Genomic DNA, 16521 nt, shown 5'->3' on the forward strand with positions numbered 1-16521 from the left:
CGCGCCACCGAGCGCGGAGGGGACTCTCTGGGATAGTCTTTCTGCAAACCACAGCAACCTTTAACACCGTCCTGTGAGGCGGAGAAGGGAGCGGCGGATGAGCACGCGCACCGTGCTGCATGAGGCCGACATCGCCAGAGCCCTGACTCGGATCTCCCACGAGATCCTGGAGTCCAACCGCGGTCCGGAGGGATTGGTGATCCTCGGCATCCCCACCAGAGGAGTGCCGCTGGCACGCCGCATCGGCGCCCTGGTCTCCGACTTCGGCGGCGCACCGGTACCCGTGGGGGCTCTCGACGTCACGATGTACCGCGACGATCTCGCGATCAACCCCACCCGGGCTCCGCATCGCACCGACATCCCCGCGGAAGGCATCGACGCACGCACCGTGGTCCTCGTCGACGACGTGCTCTTCTCGGGGCGGAGCATCCGCGCCGCCCTCGACGCGCTCCAGGACATCGGACGCCCCGCCGCCGTACGGTTGGCGGCTCTGATCGACCGGGGGCATCGCGAACTTCCGATCCGCCCCGACTTCGTCGGCAAGAACCTCCCGAGCGCGCGCGACGAGCGCGTCAACGTCCGTCTGGCCGAGACCGACGGCGTCGAGGAGGTGACGATCGAGTCATGAGGAACCTCCTGGACACCCGCACGCTCGGCCGCGAGCAGGCACTGCGCATCCTCGACGTCGCCGAAGACATGGCCGACACGCAGCAGCGCGAGATCAAGAAGCTGCCGACGCTGCGGGGAAAGACGGTCGTGAACCTCTTCTTCGAGGACTCCACCCGCACGCGGATCTCGTTCGAGGCAGCGGCGAAGCGCCTGTCCGCCGATGTCATCAACTTCTCCGCCAAGGGCTCGAGCGTGTCGAAGGGGGAGTCTCTCCAGGACACCGCCCAGACGTTGCAAGCCATGGGAGCGGATGCGGTCGTCATCCGGCACGGCGCCTCCGGCGCGCCGCGCACGCTCGCCACCAGCGGCTGGATCACCGCGGGCGTGGTCAACGCCGGCGACGGCACGCACGAGCATCCGACACAGGCGCTGCTGGATGCGTTCACGCTCCGCAAGCGCCTGTTCGGCCCGGACAGCCGGGGGCGCGACCTCTCGGGTGTGTCGGTCACGATCGTCGGCGACATCCTCCACTCCCGCGTCGCGCGCTCCAACGTGTGGCTGCTGCACACACTGGGCGCGCGGATCACGCTCGTCGGGCCGCCGACCCTGATCCCGCAGGACGTCTCGGCGTGGCCCGCCACGGTCGAGTACGACCTCGACCGTGCGATCGCCGGAGGTCCGGATGCGCTCATGATGCTGCGCATCCAGCTCGAGCGGATGAACGCGGCTTACTTCCCGACGGAGCGCGAGTACGCGCGAGCGTGGGGCCTGGACAGCGAACGTCTCGATGCGCTGCCGGCCGATAGCATTGTGATGCACCCTGGGCCGATGAACCGCGGTCTGGAGATCTCCGCTGCGGCGGCGGATTCGCCGCGCTCCACGGTGCTCGAGCAGGTCACCAACGGGGTATCCGTGCGGATGGCCGTGCTGTACCTGCTGCTTGCGGGCGAACGCCCCGCCTCCGAGAAAGAAGGTGCGTCATGAGCGGAACGTACGTGATCCGCGGTGTGCGACCGGTCGGCGCCGCTGCGGTCGATCTCGTCGTCGCGGACGGCCTCATCCAGGAGATGGGAAGCGGCCTCAGCCGCGCCGGGGCCCAGGTCATCGACGCCGACGGCCTCGTCGCCCTTCCCGGTCTGGTCGATCTGCACACGCACCTGCGCGAGCCCGGCTACGAGGCGTCAGAGACCATCCTCACCGGCTCCCGGGCCGGCGCCGCGGGCGGGTACACCGCGCTGTTCGCCATGCCGAACACGTCGCCCGTCGCCGACACGGCCGGAGTCGTCGAACAGGAGCTCGCGCTCGGCGAGGCCGCGGGCTTCGTCGACGTGCAGCCCATCGGCGCGGTCACGGTCGGACAGAAGGGCGAACGCCTGGCGGAGCTGGGCGCGATGGCTCACTCCCGTGCGCGTGTGCGCGTGTTCAGCGACGACGGCTTCTGCGTCTTCGATCCGCTCATCATGCGTCGCGCCCTCGAGTACGTGAAGGCTTTCGACGGGGTGATCGCGCAGCACGCGCAGGATCCGCGGCTGACCGAGGGCGCCCAGATGAACGAGGGCGCCGTCTCCGCGGAGCTGGGCCTCACCGGGTGGCCCGCGGTCGCGGAGGAGTCGATCATCGCGCGCGATGTCCTGCTCGCCGAGCACGTCGGTTCCCGCCTGCACGTGTGCCACCTCTCCACGGCCGGCAGCGTCGACATCATCCGCTGGGCGAAGAAGCGGGGGATCGCGGTCACCGCCGAGGTCACTCCGCACCATCTCCTGCTGACGGAGGAGCTCGTGCGCGGCTACGACGCCCGGTTCAAGGTGAACCCGCCGTTGCGGCGGGACGAAGACGTTGAGGCGGTCCGGGAGGGCCTCGCCGACGGCACGATCGACATCGTCGCGACGGATCACGCGCCGCATCCCGCCGAGGCGAAAGCCTGCGAGTGGCAGGCAGCAGCCAACGGCATGGTCGGACTCGAAAGCGCCCTGCGCGTCGTGCACCACGCGATGGTCGAGACCGGACTGCTCGACTGGACGGATGTCGCACGGGTCATGAGCAGCACCCCCGCGGCCATCGGCCGTCTGGCGGGTCACGGTCGCCCCCTCGCCGTCGGCGAGCCCGCTCACCTGGCGTTGTACGACGACACGGTACGCGCGAGGTTCGGCCTCGACGACCTGCGCGGACGCAGCACCAACTCGCCCTACCTCGGGCGCGAGCTGCCGGGTTCGACGCGTTGGACGTTCCGCGCCGGCGTGGCGACGGTGCGCGACGGCGTCGTGGCGGATGCGGCGGAGGTGCACGCATGAGCCGGGAAGGCGCGCTCCTGGTCATGCTCGCCGTCGCACTGCTGCTGATCGGACTCACCTTCTGGGGCTGGCGACGTCGAGTGCGACGAGACAGCGGCCTTGCCGCGCCGCTCGGATCGCCGCCCGCCCAGGCAGAGGTGCTCGCACGCTTCGCCGGCCTGTACGTCGCGACGACCGCGCATGACACCGCCCTGGAACGTCTCGCCGTTCGAGGACTCGGATTCCGCGCCAAGGCCGACCTCCTGATCACCGACGCCGGCGTGGCGCTGCTCGCCTACGGCGGCGAGCCGGTGTTCATCGACAGAACGCGCCTGGAGTCGGCTCAGCAGGCCACCGTCACGATCGACCGCGTGGTCGAACGCGACGGGCTCGCCCGCCTCACCTGGCGCATCGACGACGACACGCTCGTCGACTCCTACTTCCGCCCGCAGGACGCCTCGGCGCGCGCGGTCGCCGCCGCCCTCGACGCGATCCTGCCCCACCCCACCTCGACGGGAAACGACGTATGACTCTCTTCCGCACCGGACCGGCCGTCCTCGTCCTCGAAGACGGCACACGCCACACCGGGCGCGCTTACGGCGCCACCGGCACGACCCTCGGCGAGGTCGTCTTCGCCACCGGGATGACCGGCTATCAGGAGACCCTCACCGACCCCTCCTACGCGGGACAGATCGTCCTGCAGACCGCGCCCCACATCGGCAACACGGGTGTCAACGACGAGGACCCCGAGTCGCGTCGCATCTGGGTCGCCGGATACATCGTGCGCGACCCCTCGCGGATCGTGTCCAACTGGCGTGCCGACGAATCGCTCGACGAGGCACTGACCAACGACGGGATCGTCGGCATCAGCGGGATCGACACCCGGGCCGTCACGCGCCACATCCGCTCCGCCGGCAGCATGCGCGGCGGGATCTTCTCGGGCGACGCCGCATCGATGGACCCCGAGGAGCAGCTGCGCATCGTGCGCGAGGCACCGGCGATGGCGGGGCAGAACCTCTCCGCCTCGGTGTCGGTCTCCGAGACCGAGGTCACGCCTGCGACCGCGGAACGGGTCGGCAACCTCGCCGTGCTCGACCTGGGTGTGAAGCAGGCGACGATCGACAACCTCGCCGCCCGCGGATTCGACGTGCACGTGCTGCCGCAGACCGCCACGATCGACGAGATCCGTGCGATCGAGCCCGTCGCGGTGTTCTACTCCAACGGCCCGGGCGACCCGGCCGCATCCGCCGACCACGTGGAGCTGCTGCGCGCGGTGCTCGATGACCGCCTGCCGTTCTTCGGCATCTGCTTCGGCAATCAGCTGCTGGGACGAGCGCTGGGCTACGGCACCTACAAGCTGCCGTTCGGCCACCGCGGCATCAACCAGCCCGTCATGGACCGCACGACGGGCCGCGTCGAGATCACCGCTCACAACCACGGGTTCGCGGTCGACGCGCCCCTGGACGGCGTGAGCGAGAGCCCCAACGGCTACGGCCGCGTCGAGGTCAGCCACGTCGGTCTGAACGATCAGGTCGTCGAGGGCCTGCGCGCCCTCGACATCCCCGCGTTCAGCGTGCAGTACCACCCGGAGGCCGCTGCGGGCCCGCACGATGCGAACTACCTCTTCGACCGGTTCCGGGACATGGTCATCGCCGAGCAGAGCAAGAAGGACACCAAGTAATGCCCAAGCGCGACGACATCCGCTCCGTCCTCGTCATCGGCTCCGGCCCGATCGTCATCGGTCAGGCGTGCGAGTTCGACTACTCGGGCACCCAGGCGTGCCGTGTGCTGCGCGCCGAGGGTGTTCGGGTGATCCTGGTCAACTCCAACCCGGCCACGATCATGACCGACCCCGATTTCGCCGATGCGACCTACATCGAGCCCATCAACTGGCGAGTCATCGAGACCATCATCGCCAAGGAGCGCCCCGACGCGATCCTGCCGACGCTCGGTGGCCAGACCGCGCTCAACGCGGCGATCGACCTGCACAAGAACGGTGTGCTGGAGAAGTACGGCATCGAGCTCATCGGCGCCAACTTCGAGGCCATCAACAAGGGTGAAGACCGCCAGATCTTCAAGGAGCTGGTGATCGAGGCCGGCGCGGATGTGGCCGCCTCCGTCATCTGTCACTCCATGGACGAACTGCTCGCCGGGGCCGAGAAGCTGGGATACCCGCTCGTGGTGCGTCCCTCGTTCACGATGGGCGGACTCGGCTCCGGCTTCGCGTACGACGAGGCCGACCTCCGCCGCATCGGCGGCGCGGGGCTGCACGACTCGCCCACGAACGAGGTGCTCCTAGAGGAGTCCATCCTCGGGTGGAAGGAATACGAGCTCGAGCTCATGCGCGACACCGCCGACAACACGGTGGTCGTCTGCTCGATCGAGAACGTCGACCCCGTCGGCGTGCACACGGGCGACTCGATCACGGTCGCCCCGGCTCTCACGCTCACCGACCGCGAGTACCAGAAGCTGCGCGACATCGGGATCGAGATCATCCGTCGTGTGGGCGTCGACACCGGCGGCTGCAACATCCAGTTCGCCGTCGATCCCGTGACCGGGCGCATCATCGTGATCGAGATGAACCCGCGCGTGTCGCGCTCCTCGGCGCTGGCTTCCAAGGCCACGGGCTTCCCGATCGCCAAGATTGCGGCCAAGCTCGCCATCGGCTATCGCCTCGACGAGATCCCCAACGACATCACGAAGGTGACGCCGGCGAGCTTCGAGCCGACGCTGGACTACGTCGTCGTCAAGGTGCCCCGCTTCAACTTCGAGAAGTTCCCGGCCGCCGACACGACCCTCACGACCACCATGAAGTCGGTCGGCGAGGCGATGGCGATCGGCCGTAACTACGCGACGGCTCTCCAGAAAGCGCTGCGCTCGCTCGAGAAGCGCGGCTCCAGCTTCCACTGGGGCGAGGAGCAGCGCTCGGTCGACGAGCTGCTGGAGATCGCCAAGACCCCGACCGACGGCCGCATCGTCGTCCTGCAGCAGGCCATGCGCAAGGGCGCCACGATCGAGCAGGCCTTCGAGGCGACGGCGATCGACCCCTGGTTCCTCGACCAGATCGCCCTCATCAACGAGGTGGCAGAGTTCGTGCGCGCAGCCGGCGAGCTCGACGCCGAGGTCCTGCGGGTCGCGAAGGAGCACGGCTTCAGCGATGTGCAGATCGCTGAGCTCCGCGGGATCGGCGAAGCCGAGGTGCGCGGCATCCGCCACGCACTGGGCCTCCGGCCCGTCTACAAGACCGTCGACACGTGCGCGGGGGAGTTCCCCGCGCTCACGCCGTACCACTACTCGAGCTATGACGCCGAGACGGAGGTGTCGCCCTCGGAGCGCACCAAGGTCGTCATCATCGGCTCCGGCCCCAACCGCATCGGTCAGGGCGTCGAGTTCGACTACTCGTGCGTGCACGCGAGCTTCGCGCTCTCGGACGCGGGCTACGAGACGGTCATGATCAACTGCAACCCCGAGACGGTCTCGACCGACTACGACACCAGCGACCGCCTGTACTTCGAACCTCTCACGCTCGAAGACGTGCTGGAGGTGCTGCACGCCGAGAGCGCCTCGGGCGAGATCCTCGGGGTCATCTGCCAGCTCGGCGGACAGACGCCCCTGGGCCTGGCGAAGGGTATCGAGGCGGCGGGCTACCGCATCCTGGGCACGAGCCCCGCCGCGATCGATCTGGCCGAAGAGCGCGAACTGTTCTCGCGCCTGCTGGACGACGCGGGCCTGGTCGCTCCCCGGAGCGGCACGGCGATCGACGTCGACGGCGCGGTGAGCGTAGCCGAGGAGATCGGATACCCGGTGCTCGTGCGTCCGAGCTTCGTGCTCGGCGGCCGCGGCATGGAGATCGTCTACTCGACAGAGGCGCTGCGCGACTACTTCGTCCGCATCGCCGACGCGGCCATCATCGGTCCAGGGCTCCCGCTTCTCGTAGACCGGTTCCTCGACGACGCGATCGAGCTCGACGTCGACGCCCTGTTCGACGGTGAGGAGCTCTACATCGGCGGCGTGATGGAGCACCTCGAGGAGGCCGGCATCCACTCCGGCGACTCGTCCTGCACCCTCCCGCCGGTGTCGCTGGGCCGCACCGACGTGGATCGGGTCCGCGAGGCGACGCTCGCCATCGCCCGGGGCGTGGGTGTGCGGGGGCTGCTCAATGTGCAGTTCGCGATCAGCGCCGGCGTGCTCTACGTGATCGAGGCGAACCCGCGGGCGAGCCGCACGGTTCCCTTCGTGTCCAAGGCGCTCGGTATCCCTCTGGCGAAGGCCGCGAGCCGCATCATGGCCTTCAGCTCGATTGCCGAGCTGAAGGCCGAAGGCATGCTGCCCGAACAGGACGGCTCCCGTGTCCCGCTCGACGCGCCGGTCGCGGTGAAGGAGGCGGTGCTGCCCTTCAAGCGGTTCCGCACCAAGGACGGTCAGACCGTCGACTCCGTGCTCGGCCCCGAGATGCGCTCCACCGGTGAGGTCATGGGCTTCGACCGCGACTTCCCGACGGCGTTCGCGAAGAGTCAGCAGGCTGCCTACGGCGGGATGCCCCTGTCGGGCACGGTGTTCATCTCGGTCGCCGACGCGGACAAGCGCGCGGTCATCCTTCCTGCGCACCGCCTCCAGGAGCTCGGCTACGAGCTCGTGGCGACGGAGGGCACGGCGGAGATCCTCGCGCGCAACGGCATCGCCGTGCGCACGGTCAACAAGTACTCGGCGACGCAGGAGACGGGGGAGACGAACATCGTCGACCTCATCAACGCGGGTGAGATCGACATGATCGTCAACACGCCCAGCGGTGGCCTGGCCCGTGCGGACGGCTATGAGATCCGCGCGGCCGCGGTGGCCGCGGATAAGGCGTTGTTCACGACGATGGCCGTCCTCGGTGCTGCCGTGAGCGCGCTTCCGGTGCTGCGAGAGGGCTTCGACGTGAAGAGCCTGCAGGAGTACGCGGTGGAGCGGGCGGCGCGCGCGTGAGCGCATCCGGCTTCGGAACGCGGCTGCAGGCCGCGCTCGACGAGTTCGGGCAGCTGTGCGTGGGGATCGACCCCCACGCACAGCTCCTGCGTGCCTGGGGTCTCGGCGACGATGCCGCGGGCGTGCGCGAGTTCGGGCTGCGCGTCGTGGATGCGGCCGCCGGGCGGGTCGGAGTCGTGAAGCCGCAGGTCGCCTTCTACGAGCGGTTCGGATCGGCGGGCTACGCCGCTCTCGAGGACGTTCTCGCGGCGGCGCGGGATGCGGGTCTGCTGGTGATCGCCGACGCGAAGCGCGGCGACATCGGCACCACGATGGACGGCTACGCGGCGGCATGGCTCGAGCCGGGTGCGCCCTTGGAAGCCGACGCTCTCACCCTGAGCCCGTATCTCGGACCTGAGTCCCTGCACGAGACGATCACGCGCGCGATCCGGGCGGACAAGGGCGTGTTCGTCCTCGCTGCCACGAGCAACCGCGAGGCCGCCGCCGTGCAGACCGCTGTCACCGTGGATGCGTCCGCCGGCGACGACGAGCCGCTCGCGGCCCGCGTCGCACGCGAGGTGGGCTCCTACAACGTGGGGAGCGCGGGCGCCCTCGGCCCCGCGGGCGTCGTCGTCGGAGCGACGCTGCAGCGTGCGGCGTTCGGACTCACCGACACGGTGCTGGCTGGAACCCCGATCCTGGCACCGGGTTTCGGCGCGCAGGGCGCGCAGCCGTCCGACCTCAGCGCGCTCTTCGGCTACGTGGCGTCGCAGGTGGTCGCGAGCGAGAGCAGAAGCATCCTCTCGGCAGGCCCCGCCGGTCTCGCCGCCCGCATCGACGCCAGACGCGCGCTCTATTCGGAGGTTCGCCATGGTTGACAGCCGAACGCCCCCCGAGGTGGACCGCGCCGCCGCGTCACGCCGGGCCGTCGAGGCCCGCCGTGCCCGTGCGTCGCTCAAGCGCGACCTCTCCACGCGCGTGATCAGCGGTCAGGAGGTGCTGCGACGGGCCTTGGCCGATCCCGCATCCGCCGCCGGGACCCTGCGCGTTCCGGAGTTCCTCACCTCGCTCCCCGCCATCGGAGAGGGAAAGCGCGACCGCATCCTCGCCGAGCTCGGCATTTCGCCCGTCAAGCGCCTCGGCGGACTCGGGGTGCGCCAGCGCGCCGCGCTGCAGGAGTGGCTCGACGGGCGGCTCCCGGAGCCGCAGCCCCGAGCCGCCCGCAGCCGTCTGCTGGTCCTCGCCGGACCCACCGCCGTCGGCAAGGGCACCGTCGCCGCCCACATCCAGGAGCACTATCCGGAGATCCTTCTCTCGGTCTCTGCGACGACGCGTCCGCCGCGTCCCGGTGAGGTCGACGGCACGCACTACTTCTTCGTGGACGATGCCGCCTTCGATGAGCTCGTCGCGCGCGGCGAACTGCTGGAGTGGGCGACCGTGCACAACAAGTACCGTTACGGCACGCCGCGCGGCCCGATCGAGCGAGCGCTGGCAGACGGTCGCACGGTTCTGCTGGAGATCGATCTGCAAGGCGCGAGGCAGGTGCGAGCAGCGGCCCCCGATGCGGCACTCGTGTTCCTGCTCCCGCCCAGCTGGGACGAGCTCGTGCAACGTCTGGTCGGACGCGGCACGGAGGACGCCGAGGAGCGCGCACGACGCCTACGCACCGCGCGGGTGGAATTGGCGGCCCAGGGCGAGTTCGACTACCGGGTCGTGAACGCAGAAGTCGCCGAGGCGGCGCGCGAGGTCGTAGAATTGACGAAGGCTTCCGCGCGTCCGTCGTGATGCGTCGTCGTCGAACGACTCTCCGCCGACATCCCCGAACCAGGAGGTACCGCCATGGCTGGGACCAACCAGGGCATCATCGAGCCCCCCATCGACAGCCTTCTCGACAAGGTCGACTCGAAGTACCAGCTCGTGATCTACGCATCCAAGCGGGCGCGTCAGATCAACGACTACTACTCGGACCTGCACGAGGGCAACCTCTTCGACAACGTGGGCCCGCTCGTGGACTCCACGATCGAGGACAAGCCGCTGACGATCGCGCTGCACGAGATCAACGAGGACAAGCTGCGGCTGCGTCACGCCGAGTGATCTGATCACGTCGACGCTCCCCCCGGCACTTCGGTGTCCGGGGGAGCGTCACAGTGGGGGAGTCCCTCACGTCTCGAGTGGGAGTTGCGATGACCGAGCTGCGTCTGTTCACGTCCGAGTCCGTCACGGAAGGGCATCCGGACAAGATCTGCGACCAGATCTCCGACAGCATCCTCGACGCGATCATCGCGGAGGATCCGACGGGACGCGTCGCTGTCGAGACCCTCGCGACGACCGGGCTCGTGCACGTCGCGGGCGAAGTCTCGACGCGCGCCTACGTCGAGATCCCCGCGATCGTCCGCGACGTCGTGAACCGCATCGGATACACCTCCAGTGACACCGGGTTCGACGGCGACTCGTGCGGCGTCTCGGTCTCGATCGGCGCGCAGTCCTCGGACATCGCGGCAGGCGTCAACCAGGCGTTCGAGCAGCGCGAGGGTCGATCGGTCGATCCCCGAGACGAACAGGGCGCCGGCGACCAGGGCATCATGTTCGGCTTCGCCACGACCGAGACCGAGCAGCTCATGCCCATGGCGGCGTGGACCGCGCACCGCATGGCCGAGCGCCTGGCCGCCGTCCGCAGGTCCGGCACCCTCGATTTCCTGCGTCCCGACGGCAAGACACAGGTCACCCTCGGCTACGACGGCCACACCCCGAAGACCGTGGAGTCGGTCGTGCTCTCCACGCAGCATCATCCCGACATCAGTCAGGACGAGCTACGCGAGCTGGTGCGCCGGGAGGTGATCGACCCCGTCCTCGCGGACACCGGGCTCGACACGCCCGACGTGCAGTACTACATCAACCCCGCGGGCCCCTTCGTGACCGGTGGCCCCAAGGGCGATGCCGGCCTGACCGGGCGCAAGATCATCATCGACACCTACGGGGGCGCGGCACGCCACGGTGGCGGCGCCTTCAGCGGCAAGGATCCGTCCAAGGTCGACCGCTCCGCCGCGTACGCGATGCGGTGGGTCGCGAAGAACGCGGTGGCGGCGGGTCTCGCGGAGCGCCTCGAAGTACAGGTCGCGTACGCGATCGGCAAGGCGAGCCCGGTCGGCCTCTACGTCGAGAGCTTCGGCACGGGACATGTGAGCGACGAGACGATCACGGCGGCGATCCTCGACGTCTTCGATCTGCGTCCCAAGGCCATCATCGACCAGCTGGATCTGCTGCGTCCCATCTATTCGGCGACGGCCGCGTACGGTCACTTCGGTCGCGAGCTGCCCACGTTCACCTGGGAGCGGCTGGACCGCGTCGACGAGTTGCGTGCCGCAGCCGGGCTCTGAGATGACCGGGGCATCCGGCCCCGCTCGGCCCGTCGCGCGCGTGCTGCTGGACTCGCCGCTGCCGCAGCTCGACCGCTTGTTCGACTACGCGATCCCGCCGGAGTTCGACGAGGACGCCGTGCCCGGGGTACGCGTACGCGTACCGCTGCGTACTGCCGGCCGCGTCGTGGACGGATTCCTGGTCGAACGCGGCGAGGAGACGGACCGCGAGCGTCCGCTCTCGGAACTCGACAGCGTGGTCTCGCCGATGCCCGTGCTGCCGCCGACCCTCTACAACCTGGCGCGTCGCGTCGCAGACCGTGCGGCCGGGTCCGCATCCGATGTCCTCCGCCTCGCCGTGCCGAAACGGATGGTGCGCGCCGAGAAGGCGTGGCTCCACTCGCCGGAACCGGTCGTCGAGGCGCCGCAGGCCGAAGCCGTGCGGACCGCCGAAGAAGTGCTCGCGGCGTTCCCGCACCTGGCGGAGGGCATCCGAGCCGGTGAACGACTCGCCGTGGATGCGACGCCGCGCGTCGCAGAACTCGCGGAGGGCACCACGGTGGGATCCTGGGCGGTGCTCATCGCCGCCGCGGCCACCATCACCCTCGCCGCGGGACGCAGCGTCGTCATCGTGGTTCCCGACCACCGCGATCAGGACCAGGTGATGACCGCGCTCGCGGGGCGCGTGCCGCCGAACGCACTCGTGCAGTCGGACGCGCGGCAGAGCGGACCGTCGCGTTACGGCGCCTATCTGCGCACCCTCGCCGCAGCCCCCTGCATCGTCGTCGGCAATCGATCCGCCGTCTACGCACCCACGACGAACACGGGGCTGGTCGTGATCTGGGACGACGGCGATCCGTTGCTCGCGGAGCCGCTCAGCCCGGGTGTGCACGCCCGGGACGTCGCGCTGCTGCGGCAGGAGAGCGAGCAGAGCGCCTTGCTCGTGCTCGGTCACACGCGCACCACGGATGTCGAGCGGCTCGTTCAGATCGGCTGGTTCCGCCACCTCCCGGCGGCGCGTCGTGTCACACCGCGCGTGATCCTGACCGCGACATCGGATGCGGTCGCGCAGGCCCGCATCCCCTCCTCGGCGTTCCAGGCCGTGCGCGACGCGCTGACGGAGGGTCCGGTGCTGGTCCAGGTCGCGCGCCCAGGATACGCGCCCGTGGTTGTCTGCTCCTCGTGTCGCGCGCCGGCGCGCTGTCTGCACTGCTCCGGTCCCCTCCGCGTGCGCAGGCAGGGCCGGCCGCCCGGATGCGCCTGGTGCGGGCGCGGGATCGCCGGCTGGCAGTGCGCCGTGTGCGAGGGCCAGCACCTCCGGCTCGCATCGTCGGGAAGCGAACGCACCGCGGACGAGCTCGGTCGGGCGTTCCCGGGCACCCGAGTGATCGTGGCCGACGGCGACCACCCCGTCGCGCGCGTCGAGCATCGGCCCGCTCTGGTCATCGCCACCCGTGGGGCCGAACCGATCGCGGACGGCGGGTACCGTGCCGTGCTGCTGCTGGACGGCGACCGGATGCTGCTCGCCGAGGACCTGCGCATCGGCGAGGCGTGTCTGCGGTGGTGGTCGAACGCCGCAGCCTTGGCCGCGCCCGGCGCACCCGTCTTGCTCACCGGGGTCGCAGGGCCCCTCGCCCGTGCCCTGGCGACATGGACGCAGCCCGCCCATGCCCGCGCGGAGATCGCCGACCGCGCGGTGCTGCATCTGCCGCCGGCGGTGCGGGTGGCCGTGGTGGAGGGGGAGCCCCGACCCCTCCACGACGCCCTCGCGCAGTTGCGCGCCGAGGTGCCCTCGCTGGATCCGGAGGCGGTCCTCGGGCCATCCGAGATCCTCGGGGAGGACCCGCCGCGCTCGCGAGCCCTCGTGCGTTTCGACTACGGCCACGGGAAGGCGGTGACGGGCTCGCTGCGGGCCGCGGTGATCGCCGACGCCGTCCGTGCACGCCGCGCACGAGGCCGCGGTGCCGCGCGGAGCCGGAATACACTCAGAGTTCGGGTGGACGTGCCCGATCCCGAGCTGTGAGGAACCCGATGCGTCTTGTCTTCGCAGGAACGCCCGATCCTGCCGTCGCCTCGCTGCGCGCGTTGGCCGGCACCGATCACGAGATCGCCTGCGTCGTCACCCGCCGTGACGCTCCCGTCGGCCGCAAACGCGTCCTCACGGCGTCGCCGGTCGCCGCGGCGGCCGAAGAGCTCGGCATCGACGTGCTCAAGACCGATCGTCTGGACGCGGAGGCGACCGAGCACATCGCGGCCCTCGCACCGGATCTGGGCGTCATCGTGGCGTACGGTGGCCTCGTTCGCGAACCCCTGCTGAGCACACCCCGTCTCGGATGGATCAATCTCCACTTCTCGTTGCTGCCGCGCTGGCGGGGAGCGGCCCCCGTGCAGCGGGCGCTCATCGCCGGAGACAGCGAGACCGGGACGAACGTGTTCCAGCTCACCGCGGGCCTCGACGAGGGCGACGTGTACGGCGGCACCCGGTACCGCATCCCCGCGACGGCCACGGCGGGCCGGGTCCTGGAGGATCTCGCACGCGACGGCGCGACGGCGCTGGTCGAGGTCGTCGATCAGATGGCGGCGGGGACGGCTCGTGCCCTCCCGCAGGCGGGCGAGAGCACGTACGCGGGCAAGCTGACAGCCGAGGACGGCCGTCTCGACTGGACGCAGCCGGCGGACGCGGTGCTGTCGCGCTTCCGTGGCACGACGCCCGAACCGGGCGCCTTCACGACGGTCGACGACGTGCGCGTCAAGATCCACGACATGCATCGCGCGGATGGTGCCGCGACCTTGGCCCCCGGCGCCATCCACGCAGCGCAGTCCGAGGTGCTCGTCGGCACCGCGACCGAGCCGGTGGCGCTCGTGCGGGTGCAGCCGGCGGGCAAGGCGGCGATGGCAGCCGGCGACTGGCTGCGAGGGCTCCGTGCGGCGGACGGGCTGGTGGCGTCGTGAGCCGCTTCGATCCGCGACGGGTGGCCTTCGACACGCTGCGCGCCGTCGCGGCATCCGATGCGTACGCGAACCTCCTTCTGCCGGTGGAGATCGCGCGCGCCGGGCTCGACGCGAAGGATGCGGCCCTCGCCACCGAGCTGACGTACGGCACCCTTCGGCGCCTCGGCACCTACGACGCGATCATCGCGTCTGCGGCGGGCCGATCCACCGACGAGATCGACGAGGACGTGCTCGACGCCCTGCGGCTGGGTGCGCACCAGTTGCTCTCGACCCGGATCGCCTCCCACGCGGCCGTGCACGAGACGGTGGCCCTCGTACGCGAGACGATCGGCGCAGCGCCGACCGGATTCGTCAACGCGGTGCTCCGGCGGATCTCGCGCGACACGCCGGGGGAGTGGCTCGCCCGCATCGAGGCGGCGGCCCGCTCCGACGACGAACGACGGGGGCTCGCATACGCGCACCCGGTCTGGGTGATCCGCGCCTTCCGTCGTGCCCTCGCGGCCGAGGGGCGCGCTGACGAGCTCGACGACCTCCTGCGTGCGGACAACGCCTCACCGCGGGTGTCGCTCGCCGTGCTCCCCGGACTCGCCGAACGGCCGTCCGAGCTCGCACCGACCCGGTACTCGCCGGTGGGTGCCCTCTCGGCGGGCGGCGACCCCGAGCCGCTCATCCGCGCGTCCGGCGGCCGCATCCGCGTGCAGGACGAGGGCTCGCAGCTGGCGGCGCTCGCGCTCAGTCGCGCCGAGCCGGTGCTCGCCGGCGAGCGATGGCTCGATCTGTGTGCGGGGCCCGGCGGCAAGACCGCCCTGCTGGCCGCCGAGGCCGTCGCCGGCGGTGCTCTGCTGGAGGCCAACGAGATCGCGCCGGCCCGTGCAGGACTCGTGCGTCAGGCGCTCGCGGGTGTTCCCGCAGAGGTGGTCGTCAGCGAGGAGGACGGGCGTTCGCGCGCGGGGCGCGGGCGTTACGACCGCATCCTGGTCGACGCGCCGTGCACGGGCCTGGGGGCCCTCCGTCGCCGGCCCGAGGCGCGCTGGCGGAAGTCCCCGCAAGACGTGGCGGCGCTCGCGAGCCTGCAGCGGAGCTGTTGGAGAGCGCGCTCGACGCGCTGACGCCGGGTGGCATCGTCGCCTACGTCACGTGCTCGCCCCATCTGGCCGAGACGAGTGCCGTCGTGGCGGAGGTGCGAGAGCGCCGAGGCGATGACATCGAGGAGATCGACGCCCGCGCCGTGCTGCAGGAGGTCGCGAATCAGCCGATGGATCTCCCGACGCCCGCCGACGGCAGCGGACGAGCCCAGCTGTGGCCCCACCGCCACGGCACGGACGCCATGTCGATCTCGCTGCTGCGGCGCCGTGCGTGACGCTCGCCGATAATGGCAGGGTGAGCGCTCCCCGCATCAATCCCTCGATCCTCGCCGCCGACTTCGTCAACATGCAGGCCGAGCTCGGCCGCATCTCCGGCGCCGACTTCGTGCACGTCGACGTGATGGACAACCACTTCGTGCCGAACCTGACGTTCGGTCCGCAGATGGTCGAACGGGTGCAGGCGACGAGTCCCGTCCCTCTGGACGTGCACCTGATGATCGACGACCCCGACCGATGGGCGCCGGGATACGCAGAGCTGGGCGCGGCCTCGGTGACCTTCCATCTCGAAGCCGCCGCGGAGCCGGTTGCGCTCGCACGACGGCTGCGTCAGATCGGTGCACGCGCCGGGGTCGCGATCAAGCCCGGGACCTCCGAGGAGCCGTTGCTGGAGCTGCTGCGCGAGTTCGACCAGATCCTGGTGATGACCGTGGAGCCGGGCTTCGGCGGACAGTCGTTCATGCCCGAGACGATGCCGAAGCTCGCGCGCCTCGCCGACGCCGCGCGGCGTGTCGACTCGGCGGTCTGGCTCCAGGTCGACGGTGGGATCGCTCCGGCCACCATCGAACAGGCGGCGTCCGCGGGCGCCGACACGTTCGTCGCCGGATCCGCCGTGTTCGGCGCGGAGGACCCGGATGCGGCGATCGCGGGACTCCGGGCGCAGGCCGCCGGCGCGATGGCGCACCGGCACTGAGGGCGGCATCCGCGCCGGTCCGCGGACGGTACCCTAGGACGGTGAAGACGTTCGACGACCTGTTCGCGGAGCTCGAGCTCAAGGCCCGGACGCGCCCCGCCGGATCCGGCACCGTCGCGGAGCTGGATGCCGGTGTGCACGCGATCGGCAAGAAGATCGTCGAAGAGGCGGCAGAGGTCTGGATGGCCGCCGAGTACCAGAGCGACACCGAAGCGGCGGAGGAGATCTCCCAGCTGCTGTACCACCTCCAGGTGCTCATGTTGGCCAAGGGCCTGACGCCGGCGGACGTGTACCGACATCTCTGATGCCCGCACCCGCCGCATCCGTCACCT

Annotated in this window: 14 protein-coding genes and 1 pseudogene; all 15 read left to right on the forward strand. The window is 70.4% G+C overall.

Annotation, left to right across the window (positions count from 1 at the left end):
- The first annotated feature begins 97 nt into the window (after positions 1–97).
- The 15 genes and pseudogenes from pyrR to AC1VNH_RS02260 all read left to right on the forward strand — a co-directional run bounded on the left by pyrR (position 98) and on the right by AC1VNH_RS02260 (position 16494).
- Positions 98–628 carry a bifunctional pyr operon transcriptional regulator/uracil phosphoribosyltransferase PyrR gene (gene pyrR / locus AC1VNH_RS02190; RefSeq protein WP_483109681.1) on the forward strand — a complete coding sequence of 177 codons (531 nt, stop codon included), beginning with the start codon at positions 98–100 and terminating at the stop codon, positions 626–628.
- Complete coding sequence (locus tag AC1VNH_RS02195) at positions 625–1593, forward strand: aspartate carbamoyltransferase catalytic subunit (protein WP_483109682.1); 969 nt, start codon at positions 625–627, stop codon at positions 1591–1593. Before pyrR ends, AC1VNH_RS02195 begins: the two co-directional genes overlap by 4 nt.
- Positions 1590–2900, forward strand: a complete 1311-nt coding sequence (locus AC1VNH_RS02200) for a dihydroorotase (protein WP_483109683.1) — start codon at positions 1590–1592, stop codon at positions 2898–2900. Before AC1VNH_RS02195 ends, AC1VNH_RS02200 begins: the two co-directional genes overlap by 4 nt.
- A complete protein-coding gene (locus tag AC1VNH_RS02205) occupies positions 2897–3409 on the forward strand; it encodes a PH-like domain-containing protein (RefSeq protein ID WP_483109684.1) in 513 nt (170 codons plus the stop codon). Before AC1VNH_RS02200 ends, AC1VNH_RS02205 begins: the two co-directional genes overlap by 4 nt.
- Entirely contained in the window at positions 3406–4560 is a 1155-nt protein-coding gene (carA, locus tag AC1VNH_RS02210; RefSeq protein ID WP_483109685.1) for a glutamine-hydrolyzing carbamoyl-phosphate synthase small subunit, read from the forward strand. The genes AC1VNH_RS02205 and carA overlap by 4 nt, the downstream gene beginning before the upstream one ends.
- Entirely contained in the window at positions 4560–7847 is a 3288-nt protein-coding gene (gene carB / locus AC1VNH_RS02215) for a carbamoyl-phosphate synthase large subunit (protein ID WP_483109686.1), read from the forward strand. Before carA ends, carB begins: the two co-directional genes overlap by 1 nt.
- Positions 7844–8704 (forward strand): orotidine-5'-phosphate decarboxylase, encoded by an 861-nt coding sequence (gene pyrF / locus AC1VNH_RS02220; RefSeq protein WP_483109687.1) that lies wholly within the window; start codon positions 7844–7846, stop codon positions 8702–8704. The genes carB and pyrF overlap by 4 nt, the downstream gene beginning before the upstream one ends.
- The gene (gmk, locus tag AC1VNH_RS02225) at positions 8697–9611 is read left to right on the forward strand and encodes a guanylate kinase (protein WP_243227865.1); all 915 of its coding nucleotides are present in this window, start codon (positions 8697–8699) and stop codon (positions 9609–9611) included. The genes pyrF and gmk overlap by 8 nt, the downstream gene beginning before the upstream one ends.
- Positions 9612–9665: 54 nt before the next feature.
- The gene (gene rpoZ / locus AC1VNH_RS02230; protein WP_137416980.1) at positions 9666–9920 is read left to right on the forward strand and encodes a DNA-directed RNA polymerase subunit omega; all 255 of its coding nucleotides are present in this window, start codon (positions 9666–9668) and stop codon (positions 9918–9920) included.
- A gap of 89 nt (positions 9921–10009) precedes the next feature.
- Complete coding sequence (gene metK, locus AC1VNH_RS02235) at positions 10010–11203, forward strand: methionine adenosyltransferase (protein WP_483109688.1); 1194 nt, start codon at positions 10010–10012, stop codon at positions 11201–11203.
- Position 11204: 1 nt separating this feature from the next.
- Positions 11205–13205 carry a primosomal protein N' family DNA-binding protein gene (locus AC1VNH_RS02240; RefSeq protein WP_483109689.1) on the forward strand — a complete coding sequence of 667 codons (2001 nt, stop codon included), beginning with the start codon at positions 11205–11207 and terminating at the stop codon, positions 13203–13205.
- A gap of 8 nt (positions 13206–13213) precedes the next feature.
- Entirely contained in the window at positions 13214–14134 is a 921-nt protein-coding gene (gene fmt / locus AC1VNH_RS02245) for a methionyl-tRNA formyltransferase (protein WP_483109690.1), read from the forward strand.
- Positions 14131–15494, forward strand: a pseudogene (locus AC1VNH_RS02250) (RsmB/NOP family class I SAM-dependent RNA methyltransferase). The gene fmt and the pseudogene AC1VNH_RS02250 overlap by 4 nt, the downstream one beginning before the upstream one ends.
- A gap of 20 nt (positions 15495–15514) precedes the next feature.
- On the forward strand, positions 15515–16189 hold the full coding sequence (rpe, locus tag AC1VNH_RS02255) for a ribulose-phosphate 3-epimerase (RefSeq protein WP_483109691.1): 675 nt from the start codon (positions 15515–15517) through the stop codon (positions 16187–16189).
- Positions 16190–16230: 41 nt separating this feature from the next.
- On the forward strand, positions 16231–16494 hold the full coding sequence (locus AC1VNH_RS02260) for a phosphoribosyl-ATP diphosphatase (protein WP_137416985.1): 264 nt from the start codon (positions 16231–16233) through the stop codon (positions 16492–16494).
- Positions 16495–16521 lie beyond the last annotated feature (27 nt).

The sequence above is a fragment of the Microbacterium sp. KU4F genome (assembly GCF_056868075.1).